The 12,870-nt window shown below is 62.2% G+C and carries 10 protein-coding genes and 1 tRNA gene; 8 read left to right on the forward strand and 3 right to left on the reverse strand.

Features of this window, described 5'->3' with window-relative positions; genetic code table 11:
- Positions 1 to 3: 3 nt before the first annotated feature.
- A complete protein-coding gene (gene cyoA, locus V3388_RS13075; protein WP_336368018.1) occupies positions 4 to 936 on the reverse strand; it encodes a ubiquinol oxidase subunit II in 933 nt (310 codons plus the stop codon).
- Positions 937 to 1,502: 566 nt separating this feature from the next.
- Between cyoA and V3388_RS13080 the strand changes: the two genes are divergently transcribed.
- The 7 genes from V3388_RS13080 (at position 1,503) to V3388_RS13110 (ending at position 9,176) form a co-directional block, all read left to right on the forward strand.
- Entirely contained in the window at positions 1,503 to 2,741 is a 1,239-nt protein-coding gene (locus tag V3388_RS13080) for an MFS transporter (protein WP_336368019.1), read from the forward strand.
- Between the two features lie 78 nt (positions 2,742 to 2,819).
- Positions 2,820 to 3,377, forward strand: a complete 558-nt coding sequence (locus tag V3388_RS13085) for a phosphatase PAP2 family protein (protein ID WP_336368020.1) — start codon at positions 2,820 to 2,822, stop codon at positions 3,375 to 3,377.
- A 174-nt stretch (positions 3,378 to 3,551) separates the two neighbouring features.
- Positions 3,552 to 5,039, forward strand: a complete 1,488-nt coding sequence (locus V3388_RS13090) for a SulP family inorganic anion transporter (protein ID WP_336368021.1) — start codon at positions 3,552 to 3,554, stop codon at positions 5,037 to 5,039.
- An 11-nt stretch (positions 5,040 to 5,050) separates the two neighbouring features.
- The gene (locus V3388_RS13095; protein ID WP_336368022.1) at positions 5,051 to 5,956 is read left to right on the forward strand and encodes a universal stress protein; all 906 of its coding nucleotides are present in this window, start codon (positions 5,051 to 5,053) and stop codon (positions 5,954 to 5,956) included.
- Positions 5,957 to 6,000: 44 nt separating this feature from the next.
- Positions 6,001 to 6,207 carry a DUF1656 domain-containing protein gene (locus V3388_RS13100; RefSeq protein ID WP_336368023.1) on the forward strand — a complete coding sequence of 69 codons (207 nt, stop codon included), beginning with the start codon at positions 6,001 to 6,003 and terminating at the stop codon, positions 6,205 to 6,207.
- A gap of 3 nt (positions 6,208 to 6,210) precedes the next feature.
- Entirely contained in the window at positions 6,211 to 7,071 is an 861-nt protein-coding gene (locus V3388_RS13105; RefSeq protein WP_336368024.1) for an HlyD family secretion protein, read from the forward strand.
- Positions 7,068 to 9,176: an FUSC family protein gene (locus V3388_RS13110; RefSeq protein ID WP_336368025.1), complete on the forward strand. Its 2,109-nt coding sequence runs from the start codon at positions 7,068 to 7,070 to the stop codon at positions 9,174 to 9,176. The genes V3388_RS13105 and V3388_RS13110 overlap by 4 nt, the downstream gene beginning before the upstream one ends.
- A gap of 110 nt (positions 9,177 to 9,286) precedes the next feature.
- Here the strand turns inward: V3388_RS13110 and V3388_RS13115 are convergent.
- Positions 9,287 to 9,363 (reverse strand) — tRNA-Pro (locus tag V3388_RS13115).
- Positions 9,364 to 9,491: 128 nt separating this feature from the next.
- Positions 9,492 to 11,135: an FMN-binding glutamate synthase family protein gene (locus tag V3388_RS13120; RefSeq protein ID WP_336368026.1), complete on the reverse strand. Its 1,644-nt coding sequence runs from the start codon at positions 11,133 to 11,135 to the stop codon at positions 9,492 to 9,494.
- A 145-nt stretch (positions 11,136 to 11,280) separates the two neighbouring features.
- Here V3388_RS13120 and V3388_RS13125 point away from each other — a divergent pair, with 145 nt between their 5' ends.
- Positions 11,281 to 12,870: a BCCT family transporter gene (locus V3388_RS13125; RefSeq protein ID WP_336368027.1), complete on the forward strand. Its 1,590-nt coding sequence runs from the start codon at positions 11,281 to 11,283 to the stop codon at positions 12,868 to 12,870.

The raw sequence follows: 12,870 nt of genomic DNA on the forward strand, positions 1-12,870 counted from the left end.
GTTTTACTCCACTGCCTCTGCGCTCACGCGCTCGCCATGCTCTGGGTTGCTGTTTTCACCATGCTCGCCTTTGTCTTCCACGCCTTTGCGGAAGCCATTGAGGATGTTGTTGTAGAGGTTCGGTGAAACGTCTGAGAAATACTGTACGGGGTCAGCCTCGCTCGGCTTCTCCAGTTCCTGATACTTACCTTCGTACGACAGGGGCTGGTCAGCAGACTTGACCTTCTCGACCCAGGCCTTGAACTCGTCTTCGGACATGGCGTGTGCCTTGAACTCCATCTCGGAGAAGCCGGCACCACTGTAGTTGCTGGAGCGGCCGTCAAACACGCCCTGTTCATTGGCGATCAGGTTCAGGCGGCTATCCATACCGGCCATGGCGTAGATCTGGGAGCCCAGGGTGGGAATCCAGAACGAGTTCATGACGGTGCCTGAGGTGATCTGGAAGCTCACGGGACGGTTGGCGGGGAAGGCCACTTCGTTCACCGTGGCAACACCCTGCTCCGGATAGATGAACAGCCATTTCCAGTCCAGGGAGACCGCTTGAACTTCCAGCGGCGGTTGGTCGCTGTCAGTTTCCAGGGGCTTGAACGGATCGAGGCTGTGAGACGTGATCCAGGTCAGAACGGCCAGGACGGCGATAATCACACACGGAATGAACCACACGACAACCTCAATGGCGGTCGAGTGCGCCCAGTTCGGCTTGTAGGTCGCATCCTTGTTGCCTTCGCGGTAGCGGTAGGCGAACAGCAGCGTCATCACGATGACGGGGATGACGACGATCAGCATCAGCGCGAACGCCGTAAAGATCAGGACACGTTGTTCTTCACCGACCTGTCCCTTGGGGTCCATCAGCGCGCCACCACATCCTGACAACAGGAATGGCAGTGCGGCTAACAGCACAGCGCCCAAGGCGCGTAAGTAGCTCTTTTCTCTCATTTCTCAACCTCATTTGAGCGGCACAGGCTGGGCCTGAACAACAAGCTCACATGTAGTTAACCGTTTAGAATGGAAGTTTCGGAATCGCCGCGCCGGCGGTTGGGGCACAAGGCCACAGGCCACTGGAGCAGGTTGACTCCACGCAGAAATCGGCGCCAATATTGGTGTAACTGATCGCCTGTTTCCACTTGAGACTTGATCTAAGTCATCAACAAGAGTTGATAACCGCAATCATACGGTCTACGCGCGTCTCCTAGAGCCATGGCGAGCCATGAATAAACGCGCCGTAATGATATCAGAAAGGCGTTGCTTCGTCCCACACGAAGGAGCGTTGACGGGCCTTTTTTTGCCCCAGGGCAATTTGCGGCCGCCAGCGTCTCAGGCCCTGCCAATATATCACTCAGACTCCCCGTGCGATTTACCGTGTTTCAGGGCCGCCCCGCCCAGACGTTCTGTGTACCGAGGGTAATGTTGGCGTTAAGTTGGTGCTAATGTTGCCGCCACAGGATGCCTGCCTATGTTCTGCCGGCGCTCGAGCCTGTCCATCGTTTATCAAGGAGCCTCCGTTGTCCTCATCCCGGTTGCCACCCTCGGCGTCTTCCACCGCATCGCCAAAACGCCTCTCCATTCCTGCCGGCATCTGGGCCCTGGGCCTGGTCAGCCTGATGATGGATGTGTCTTCGGAGATGATTCATGCACTGCTGCCGATGTATCTCGTGACCGCCCTCGGGGCGTCCGCGCTGACCGTTGGCATTTTGGAGGGCATCGCCGAAGCGACCGCTTCGGTTACCAAGGTGTTTTCCGGCGCGCTCAGTGACTGGCTAGGCCGCCGTAAGCTGCTGGCGGTGATCGGCTACGGCCTGGCGGCGTTGGTAAAGCCGCTTTTCCCCATAGCGGATACCATTGGTCTGGTGTTCCTCGCCCGGTTTGTTGACCGGATCGGCAAGGGCATTCGCGGCGCGCCCCGGGATGCGCTGGTGGCAGATCTGGCGCCGCCGGAGCTGCGCGGCGCCAGCTTCGGGCTTCGGCAGTCGTTGGATACCATCGGCGCTTTCCTGGGCCCGCTGCTTGCCATCGGGCTCATGTGGCTAACGGCGGACAACTACCCCGCCGTTTTCTGGTTTGCCTGTGTGCCCGCGGTGCTCTCCGTTGGTATCCTGCTGGTGGCCGTGCGTGAGCCCCCGCGGCCTGCTTCCCGGCGGCGTGTCCGAATGCCGCTCCGGCGCAGCGAACTCCAGCATCTCCCGGTCGCCTATTGGTGGGTGGTTGGCATTGCCACCGTGTTTACACTGGCCCGCTTCAGCGAGGCCTTCCTGATCCTCAAGGCGCAGGATGCCGGCCTCGCTGTCATGTTCGTCCCCATGGTGCTGGTAATCATGGCGTTTGCCTATTCACTGTCGGCGTATCCCGTGGGCATTCTTGCGGATCGGATGGATCGCTCTACGCTGCTGGTCGCAGGCATGGCGATTCTTGTGGTGGCCGATGTGGTGCTTGCCGGAGCTACTGGCATCCTCGGGGTGAGCATTGGCGTGGCGCTCTGGGGCCTGCATATGGGCTTTACCCAGGGTTTGCTGGCGACGCTGGTGTCCGATACCGCCCCGGAGGAACTGCGTGGGACCGCGTTCGGGGTTTTTCATCTGATTACCGGGATTGCCCTGCTGGTGGCGAGCACCCTGGCGGGTGCCCTGTGGCAGTGGGTAGGGCCGGCGAAGACATTCTGGGCGGGAGCACTGTTTGCGGCGGCAGCGTTGCTGCTGGTTCTGGCGCAGCGCCGCCGCCTGATCGGGCCCGGCAACAGCCGGTAACACCATCGGGAAGCGCGGGCCGGCCAGGATTCAAAAAGGACGGCGCCCGTCCACCCATCATCCGGAGTCTGAAACCACGTGCTTGAGCAACTCGATCAACGGTTTACCCTCGTAATAAACCAGCTGAACGGCCAGATCCACCTTATTGACCAGTTGATGATTCTGGCCTCGACAGCAGGCGTACCGTTGATGGTGTTCGCCGTGGCGGCGCAGTGGTGGGGAAGGCGTGATGCCCGGGCGGTGCATCGCCATACCCTGGTGGCCTCGGGGTTCTCTTTTCTGTTGGGTCTGGCGCTGAACCAGGCGGTGTTGCTCTTCGTGCAGCGGATGCGCCCCTACGACGCCGGCCTGACGCACCTGATCGTCGCGCCAAGTACGGACTTTTCGTTCCCTTCCGACCACGCAACCGCCGCGTTTTCCGTCGCGGCAGCGTTTCTCCTTCATGGCCGCCGGGTTCAGGGGCTGGCTCTGCTTGCCGTCGCCGCGCTGATTGCGTTTTCCCGGGTGTATATCGGTATTCACTACCTCAGCGACGTGCTGGGCGGGGCGGCCACCGGTGTGATCGCGGCGCTGCTTGTCCGGTTCGGCTACCGTCAGGGTTCCGCCCTGGACCGCTGGCTGGTTTCACGGCTCTGACCGCGCCGGTCAGTCGCCGCTCCGGGGTGAAGTCCCGGGCGGGCTCTGGTAAAGTCGCCGCCTTTTTGTCGCTCCGGTGGCCGCGGGCAGACCTCTGACGACCCAGTTCAGTGACGCATTGGCTCCTCTTCCATCGGGCGGCGTTGTTCCTGCCGTTAACCGGATATGCCGACCATGCCCACGTCTCTGAAACTCCAGTGGTTCTCCAACCTTCGCGGCGACCTGCTCGCCGGTATTGTGGTGGCCCTGGCCCTGATCCCTGAAGCCATTGCCTTTTCCATCATTGCCGGCGTTGACCCCAAAGTGGGCCTGTACGCCTCCTTCTGTATCGCCGTTGTGATTGCCTTTGTGGGCGGGCGCCCGGGAATGATCTCGGCGGCCACCGGCGCCATGGCGCTATTGATGGTGACCCTGGTAAAGGATCACGGCCTTCAATACCTGCTGGCGGCCACGCTGCTGACCGGCGTAGTCCAGATTCTGGCCGGGTTCCTGAAGCTGGGCAGCCTCATGCGATTTGTTTCCCGGTCGGTGGTCACCGGCTTTGTGAACGCCCTGGCCATCCTGATCTTCATGGCGCAGCTGCCGGAGCTGACCAATGTCACCTGGCACGTCTACGCGATGACCGCCGCCGGGCTGGGTATTATCTACCTGTTCCCGCTGGTGCCGTTGGTGGGCAAGATCCTGCCCTCGCCGCTGATCTGCATTGTCTCCCTCACCATTGTCTCGGTGCTTATGGGGCTCGATATCCGCACCGTTGGGGATATGGGTGAGCTGCCTGATACCTTGCCGGTGTTCCTGTGGCCGGACGTGCCGCTGAATTTGGATACGCTGATGATCATCCTGCCTTACTCCCTGGGCCTTGCCGTGGTGGGCCTGCTGGAATCCATGATGACCTCCACCATTGTCGATGACCTGACCGACACCACCAGCGACCGCAACCGCGAATGCAAAGGGCAGGGCATTGCCAACATCGGCGCCGGTCTTCTCGGTGGCATGGCCGGCTGCGCGATGATTGGCCAGTCGATCATTAACATCAAATCCGGGGGCCGAACCCGCCTGTCCACGCTGACCGCCGGCGTCGTACTGCTGATCATGGTGCTGGTGCTGGACCAGTGGCTGGTGCAGATTCCCATGGCGGCCCTGGTGGCCGTGATGATCATGGTGTCCATCGGTACCTTTAACTGGGCGTCCATCAAAAACCTGCGGGAACACCCGCTGTCCACCAACATCGTTATGGTGGTCACCGTGGTGGTGGTCGTGGCTACCCACAACCTTGCGTTTGGCGTGCTCGCCGGTGTGCTGCTGGCCTCGCTGTTCTTTGCCAACAAGGTGGGCCAATTCATGCTGATCCGCACCGAGCTGGATGAGACCAGCGATACCCGGACGTACCGGGTGATTGGCCAGGTGTTCTTCAGCTCATCGGAGAAATTTATCGCCGCCTTTGATTTCAAAGAAGCGGTTGATACTGTGGTGATCGATCTAAGCCGCGCCCACTTCTGGGACATCACTGCCGTTGCCGCGCTGGATAAAGTGGTGGTCAAGTTCCGCCGGGAGGGCGCGGACGTTGAGGTGATTGGCCTGAACGAGGCCAGCGCCACCATCGTGGACCGGTTTGGCGTGCACGATAAGCCGGACGCCGTTGAACGCCTGATGGCGCACTAGGGAGAAGAACAATGACACACGCAAACCCCGCCTCCAGCGCCAGCCGCGATCTGCCCGCCGATGAGCACCCTCAGGTAGTGGCGTGCATTGACGGGTCGGAAGCGGCCCTCGGCGTCTGCGATTACGCCGCCTGGGCCAGCCAGCGCATGGGGGCGCCCCTGTTGCTGTTGCACGTGCTGGACGACGAGAAGTACCCCGCCCGCACGGACATGACAGGCAACATTGGCCTGGGCAGTCGGGAGCACCTGCTGGACGAACTGGTGGCGCTTGACCAGCAGCGCAGTAAGCTGGCGCTCAAGCACGGCCATGTGATGCTCGACGAGGCCGAAAAGCGGGTTCGCGCCGACGGCGCCACGGATGTTCACCAGCGCCAGCGCCACGATGAACTGGCCGGCTCTCTGGTGGCTCTGGAGCCCGAGGCCCGCCTGTTCGTGCTGGGCTTGCACGGCGAGGGCCGCCCGGGGCAGGGGGGGCACGTTGGCAGCCAGCTTGAAACCGTGATCCGCAGCGTGCACCGGCCTTTGCTGCTAGTGCCCGATGACTTTGCTGAGCCCCGGAGCGCCATGCTGGCATTCGATGGTAGCGCCACCGCGTTCCGCAGCATTGAACTGCTGGCCGGCACCCCGGTGTTCCGCGGAATGCCGTTGCATCTGGTGCTGGTGGGCACGGATAACGAGCGCAACCGCTCGCTGCTGGCCGATGCCTCTGGGGCGCTGGCGAACCAGGGCATGGATATTCACACCGCAATTCGCAGCGGAGACGTCGAGCCGGCGCTACACTCCTACCAGGAAGAGAACGACATCGACGTATTGATCATGGGCGCCTACGGCCATTCGGTCATTCGCCGGTTCCTGGTGGGCAGCACCACCACGCGCATGCTGGAGACCGCCCGCAAGCCGCTGGTGATTTTGCGCTGATTCGGGGGTGGCTCCGCCCAGCGTAGCTCAGGAGACCTGAATGAATGTTGCATGAACTGGCATTGGGTGGGCTATTGTTCAGCCCGCTGGTGGCCTTTGTGCCGGTAGCCGTCCTGCTGACCCTGGCCACCCGGGTCGTGCTCCACCAACTGGATCTGCGACGGCGGATCTGGAGGGACGCCTGGTTCGACGTCGGCCTGTTCGTCTGCTTCCTTTCCGCCATTGTGTATCTCTACGGGAGTGTTATCTGAGCCATGACAAAACTGGCGCGCGTCGGCGTAACGCTGTTGGTGGTGGTGGTAGCGATTGCCGCCGGCCTCTGGGCCTGGAATCACTATCTGTACTCGCCCTGGACACGGGACGGCAGGATCCGGGCGGATGTGATCACCCTGGCGCCGGACGTGTCCGGTTGGGTGACCGAACTCGCCGTAGGCAACTACGGCGCCGTCCGTAAAGGCGACCTGCTGTTCACCGTGGATGACACCCGCTACCGGGCCGCCATCGCCGAGGCTGAGGCCATGGCAGAGCAGAAGCGGGTCGCCTGGGAACTGGCCAAGCATCAGTTTCAGCGCCGTCAGAACCTGAGCGGCCGGGAGGCCATCAGCGAGGAAGATCTGGACACCTACCGCATCCAGGTGGAATCCGCCAAGGCCGCCTACGACCTGGCCCAGGCGCAGTTGAACACGGCACGGATCGATCTGGAGCGAACCCGGGTGGTCGCGCCTGAGGACGGCACCGTGAGCAACCTGACCCTGCGCGAGGGCAATTACGTCAGCCGCGGTACGCCGGTGCTGTCGCTGATTCGCGCTAACTCCTTTTACGTCACGGGCTACTTTGAGGAAACCAAGCTCCAGAAGATCCACGTCGGCCAGCGTGCACGCATTCACCTGATGAGCGGCGGCGAAACCCTGAGCGGCACGGTGCGAAGCATTGCCCGGGGAATTGCCGATGCCAACACCAGCAGCAGCCATCAGTTGCTGCCCCAGGTGCAACAGGCCTTTAACTGGGTGCGGCTGGCCCAACGGGTGCCGGTGGATCTGACGCTCGATGAGGTGCCGGAAGGCCTGACCCTGAGCGCCGGCATGACCGCCTCCATTTCCCTGATGGACGATTGAGCGGCGTCCCCGTGACTCTGCACCCGGTACTCGCCCAACTGCTGACGCCGGACCGCCGGTCGGTCATCTTCGCCCTGAAGGGCGTGATTTCCATGGCGCTGGCCCTGTTCACGGCCATGTACCTTCAGCTGGACCGGCCCTATTGGGCGCTGGTGTCCGCGGTATTCCTGCAGATTCGGCCCGAGAGCGGCCTGGTGATCGAAAAAGCCCTGTGCCAGATCGTCGGCTCCGTGGTGGGCGGCGGTGTGGGGATTCTCATCCTGGTGAACCTCGCCAACCAGCCCGTGCTGGCCCTGGCCTGCCTGACCGTCTGGATGGGGCTGAATTCCGCCGCCGGTTCCATGGTCCACAGCACCAACTACATCTACGCGTTCGCCATGGCAGGCATGACCGCCGGGCTGGTGGTCATCCTGGTGATGGCCAGCCCCGGCTCGGCCGACAGCCAGGCCGTGTTTGCCATCGCCCAGGCCCGGATCAGTGAGATCACCGTGGGCGCCCTGTGTGCCATGCTGGTCAGCCGCCTGTTATGGCCGGTGACCGTGCGGCAGTCGCTCCGGACACAGGCCCGTTCCGCCATCAACGACACCATGGATTACCTGTCGCTGGAGCTGGACCCGGAAAGCACCCACGAGCAGCGCCATCAGCAGGCGGACAAAATTCTCGAAACCCTGGTTGGCCTGAACGACGACTCCAGCGCCGTGGCCTACGAGGGCCCGGAAGGCCCGGGGCGGGGCAGGGCGGCCAGCCTGCTGTGCAATCGTACGCTGTCATTGCTCGCCGTTGGCCAGATCATTGGCCGCTTTCACCGAAACCACCGGGAGCTGGTCTCCCCCGCCTTTGCCGAGCTGTTATCGACGCTGCGAACGGGGTTCCAGGAAGTGGCCGGCACCGACAGCTACGAAGCCGGCTACCGACGGGCCCAACAGCTGCGCCAGCAACTCCGCCAGCTCCGGGACGCCCAGCAGGGCGAAACCGCCATCGTCACCCGCCTCAGCCAGACCGCCATTGAGCTGGTGGCGGATCTGGTGGTGGTGTTGCGGGCCTACAACGCCCTCGAATTCCGGGGCCAGACCCTGCTCAATGCGCCGAGGCTGCGCACCCATCGGGACCCGCTGGTGGGTGCGGTAAACGGCGTGCGGACCGCGTTTGTGTTCCTGATTGGCGCCACCGTGTGGGTTCAGACGGGCAGCCAGGCCGCCATCATGCTGATGATTATGCCGGTGGTGTTCTCGGTGATGTTCGCCCGGTTCTCACTGGGGGTCCTTTCCCTGCTGCTGCCCAGGCTGCTGATCGCATCGGTGGTGGCCGTGCCGGTCTCCCTGCTGTTTGGCCTTGGTTTTCTCTCTCACAGCAGCGGCGATTTTGAAATGCTGGTGCTGGTGCTGGCCGGCCCCTATTTTGTCGGGCTGTTGTTACTGGCTAACCGGCCCACCCTGCCTTACGGGCTCGGCCTGTGCATTCCGTTTACCCTGATCACCCAGCCGGGTAACGCCATGACCTTCAGCGCCGATACCGCCATCAGCACCGCGCTCGGGCTGGTCACTGGCATTGGCGTGTTGTACTGGGTGTTCCGCCTGGTGACGCCACCGGACAGCCTGCTGTTGCAGCGGCGGCTGATTCACGCGGCCGCCCGGGACCTGGCCGCCGTTGACGATCATGACCACCCGGAGGACTGGTACAACGGCCGTATGGGGGAGCGCCTGCTCCGGCTGGCCAATTTCGACCAGGCCAACGCCAGCGGCAACCGGGTCATGACCGACCTTGGCTTTACCGGCCTGAACCTCGGCCACGTGTCCGTCCGCCTGCGACGACTGATTCAGAATCATCGCTCGGCGGAGGTGGATCGCTGCCTGCCCCAGTGGCAGCGCGCGCTGGCGGACGCCTACCTGGCCTGTGCCCTCGGGAAGACTACCCCGGCGTTCCGCGACGCCAGCGCACGGCTGCTCGCCGCCATTGGCGAGGCGGGCGAGCCCACGACCCAGACGGCGATCATCGAAGGGATGTTCGAGCGCCTCGCGTTGACGTTCGAGCGGACGGCGAGGAACGTGCGTGAGGCGTTGGAGCCAGAGGGTGACGCTCAGCAGGCGGCGGTTGAATCGGGCTAGCCGGCCCCTCACTGCCCGGGCTGAGGCGAGATGGCACAGGGGCCGAAGATTGCGGTACCTGAAATGAAAAAGGCGGTCACGTTTCCGTGACCGCCTTTCCCGGGGAATTCTGGTCGGGACGGTAGGATTTGAACCTACGACCCCTTGCACCCCATGCAAGTGCGCTACCAAGCTGCGCTACGCCCCGATGTGCTTTGCCGACGAGAAAACGGGTTTGTCTCAGTGGCTTAGCGGGAGCGAAGTCTACACCAGCGTTTCGCAAAAATAAACAGGGTTTTGTGAATTTGCCGGTACTCGCTGCGCCTTTGGGCGCCGTCAGCGCAGCTTGGTTTCCCGCAGTGCCCGAATGGAAGCGGGCGGCTCGAAAGAATCCGGGCTGGCCTCGTCCCAGAACCGATCGAACACCGAGTGGCCGGTGTCACCGTCGAGCAGGGCGCCGGGTTCCAGGAACGGATACAGATCCATGTAAGAGCTGATCTCGGTGCTGGAAATCCGGCGGACGATGTGCTCGGGGCCCAGCTCGGACGGGTGGTTCAGCCCGGAGGCTTCAAGCAGGTTGCGCAGGGCTTCCAGGGTGTTCTTGTGGAAGTGGTAGACCCGAGTGCTTTTGTCCTGCACGTCCAGCTTGTTGCCCCGCCGTGGGTCCTGAGTGGCGACCCCACTGGGGCATCGGCCGGTGTGGCAGTTGAGTGCCTGGATACAGCCGAGGGCGAACATATAACCCCGGGCCGCGTTGCACCAGTCCGCTCCCAGGGCCAGGGTGCGGGCCATGTTGAACGCGGAGGTGATCTTGCCGGCCGCGCCAATGGCGATTTCCTCCCGCAGGTTGGTGCCCACCAGAGTGTTGTGCACCAGCAGGAGCGCCTCGGTCATCGGCATGCCCAGCCGGTTGATGAACTCCAGCGGTGCCGCACCGGTACCGCCTTCGCCACCGTCCACCACAATAAAGTCCGGCCGGCGCCCGGTTTTGAGCATCGCCTTGACGATGGCAAACCACTCCCACGCGTGGCCAATGGCCAGCTTGAAGCCTACCGGTTTGCCCCCGGACAGGTCCCGCAGGCGATCAACGAACTCCAGCAACCCCTCCGGTGTGGAAAACTCGGAGTGGCTGGCGGGAGACACGCAATCCTCACCCACGGCAACGCCCCGGGCCTCGGCAATTTCTGGCGTGACTTTGGCCCCGGGCAGAATGCCGCCATGCCCCGGTTTGGCCCCCTGAGATAGTTTGACCTCTATCATTTTTACCTGATCCAGGGCGGCATTTTTTTGGAAAAGGTCCGCGTTAAAGCTGCCGTCCTTATTTCGGCAGCCGAAATAGCCGGACGCAATCTCCCACACCAGATCGCCCCCGGGTTGCCGGTGATAGCGGGAAATCGAGCCTTCCCCGGTGTCGTGGTAAAAGCCGCCCTGCTTGGCGCCGGTGTTCAGGCTCAGGATGGCGTTGGCGGACAGCGAACCGAAGCTCATGGCAGAAATGTTGAAAACGCTGGCGCTGTAGGGCTTGGCGCAGCGTTTTCCGATGGTGATACGGAAGTTGGCGTCGGCGATTTTGGTGGGGGTCACGGAATGACTCATCCACTCAAAGCCTTCCTCGTAGGTGTGCAGCAGTGTGCCGAACGGGCGTTTGTCCAGCACGTTCTTGGCGCGCTGGTACACCACGGCCCTCTGCTCTCGGGAAAACGGCCGTTCCTCGGTATCGCCCTGGATGAAGTATTGCCGGATTTCCGGGCCAATGGCCTCAAACAGATAGCGAAAGTGGGCCAGGATCGGATAGTTCCGGCTTACCGTATGGCGGCGCTGAAGCACATCATAGACGCCGAGCACGGACAGCGCGGCGAAAATGATCGCAACCCAATACCCCGCGCCAGCCCACAAGGACAGCGGCAGCGAGACGATCAGCCCAACGAGACTGAGCGCGAGGGCGGAGTAGCGAAGCGGCAAGGCGTTGGCTCGAATCATGGTTTCCCCTGAGTGGTCTATTCTGGGTGTTGGCGCAGCGTTAATGATCGACTTTTGATGTTTTGAGGTCAAAACATTAAACTTGCTCATCGTTAATGTGTGAATTCCGATTCTGAACAGACTTTTCAAAACCAGGAGGCGCCTTGTGGGCGAGGTCGTGAAAGACGAATATCAGACGGATTACGTCGCGGGCCAGGATAACATTAGTATCCTGGGCCTGGATTTGCATAACTGGGTGTTCCCCATTTCAGCCCTGATCGTCGTGGGCTTTGTGGTCGGCAGCCTGATGTTTCCCGAGCAATCCAAGGATCTGTTGGACGGGGCCAAGTGGGACATCATCGCCAGCTTTGACTGGTTCTTCCTGCTCAGCGCCAACGTCTTTGTGATTGTGTGCCTGGCGCTGATTTTCATGCCGGTCGGTAAAATCCGGATTGGCGGCCAGGACGCGAAGCCTGAGTTCTCGAACATGTCCTGGTTCGCCATGCTGTTCGCGGCGGGCATGGGGATCGGCCTGATGTTCTGGGCCGTCGCGGAACCCACCGCGTATTTTACGGGGTGGTACAAGACCCCGCTCGGGGTTGAGCCGAACACGGCGGAAGCCGCCAAGCTGGCGATGGGCGCAACCATGTACCACTGGGGCCTGCACCCCTGGGCCATCTACGCCATCGTGGCGCTGTCTCTGGCGTTCTTTGCCTACAACAAGAACATGCCCCTGACCATTCGGTCGGCGTTCTTCCCTCTGCTGAAGGATCGCGTCTGGGGTTGGCCCGGGCACGTTATTGATGTGCTGGCGGTGGTTGCGACGATTTTCGGTTTGGCGACCTCTCTCGGTTTTGGCGCCCAGCAGGCGGCGTCGGGCCTGAACTACCTGTTCGATACGGGTAGCGGCACCAATGTCCAGATTGCCATCATTGTAGGCGTGACGGCTGTCGCCCTGTTCTCGGTTGTCCGCGGCCTGGACGGCGGCGTCAAGCTGCTGAGTAACATCAACATGGGCATGGCCGCCATCCTGCTGTTTTTTGTCATTTTCGCCGGCCCCACCATGGACATTCTGCAGACGATCTGGGTTACGTCGTCTCAGTATGTGACGAACGTGATTCCGCTCAGCAACCCGTTTGGCCGCGAAGACGAAGCGTGGATGCAGGGCTGGACCGTGTTCTACTGGGCCTGGTGGATCTCCTGGTCACCGTTCGTGGGCATGTTCATTGCGCGAGTGTCCAAAGGTCGGACCGTACGTGAGTTCATCACCGCCGTGCTGATCATTCCGACCCTGATCACCGTGGTGTGGATGAGCAGCTTTGGCGGCACGGCTCTGGAGCAGATTCAGGACAATATCGGTGCTCTGGCAACCGATGGTCTCACCGACGTGTCCCTGGCGATGTTCCAGATGTTTGCCAACCTGCCGCTGACCGGCATCATTTCCCTCGTGGGCATTGTGCTGGTGCTGGTGTTCTTCGTGACGTCGTCCGACTCCGGCTCTCTGGTCATCGATAGCATCACCGCCGGTGGCAAGACCGACGCCCCGACCGCCCAACGGGTGTTCTGGGCGGTCATGGAGGGTGCTATTGCGGCGGCTCTGGTGTTCGGTGGCGGTTCCGACGCCCTCGGCGCCATTCAGGCGACCGCCATCAGCGCCGGCCTGCCGTTTACCGTGATCCTGCTCGTCATGACGTGGGGCCTGCTAAAGGGCCTGAGCCACGAGCGCCGTCTGTTGTTGGCGAAGGGCGAGCTCTAA

The organism is Marinobacter sp. C2H3 (assembly GCF_037080155.1).
In the GTDB taxonomy this organism is placed as follows: domain Bacteria; phylum Pseudomonadota; class Gammaproteobacteria; order Pseudomonadales; family Oleiphilaceae; genus Marinobacter.

What these genes read in the sequence shown, in the direction of transcription:
- V3388_RS13105 (WP_336368024.1), top strand. Translation starts at nt 6,211, where the DNA reads ATGACAAAACTGGCGCGCGTCGGCGTAACGCTGTTGGTGGTGGTGGTA.
- cyoA (WP_336368018.1), bottom strand. Translation starts at nt 936, where the DNA reads ATGAGAGAAAAGAGCTACTTACGCGCCTTGGGCGCTGTGCTGTTAGCC.
- V3388_RS13095 (WP_336368022.1), top strand. Translation starts at nt 5,051, where the DNA reads ATGACACACGCAAACCCCGCCTCCAGCGCCAGCCGCGATCTGCCCGCC.
- V3388_RS13120 (WP_336368026.1), bottom strand. Translation starts at nt 11,135, where the DNA reads ATGATTCGAGCCAACGCCTTGCCGCTTCGCTACTCCGCCCTCGCGCTC.
- V3388_RS13100 (WP_336368023.1), top strand. Translation starts at nt 6,001, where the DNA reads ATGTTGCATGAACTGGCATTGGGTGGGCTATTGTTCAGCCCGCTGGTG.
- V3388_RS13090 (WP_336368021.1), top strand. Translation starts at nt 3,552, where the DNA reads ATGCCCACGTCTCTGAAACTCCAGTGGTTCTCCAACCTTCGCGGCGAC.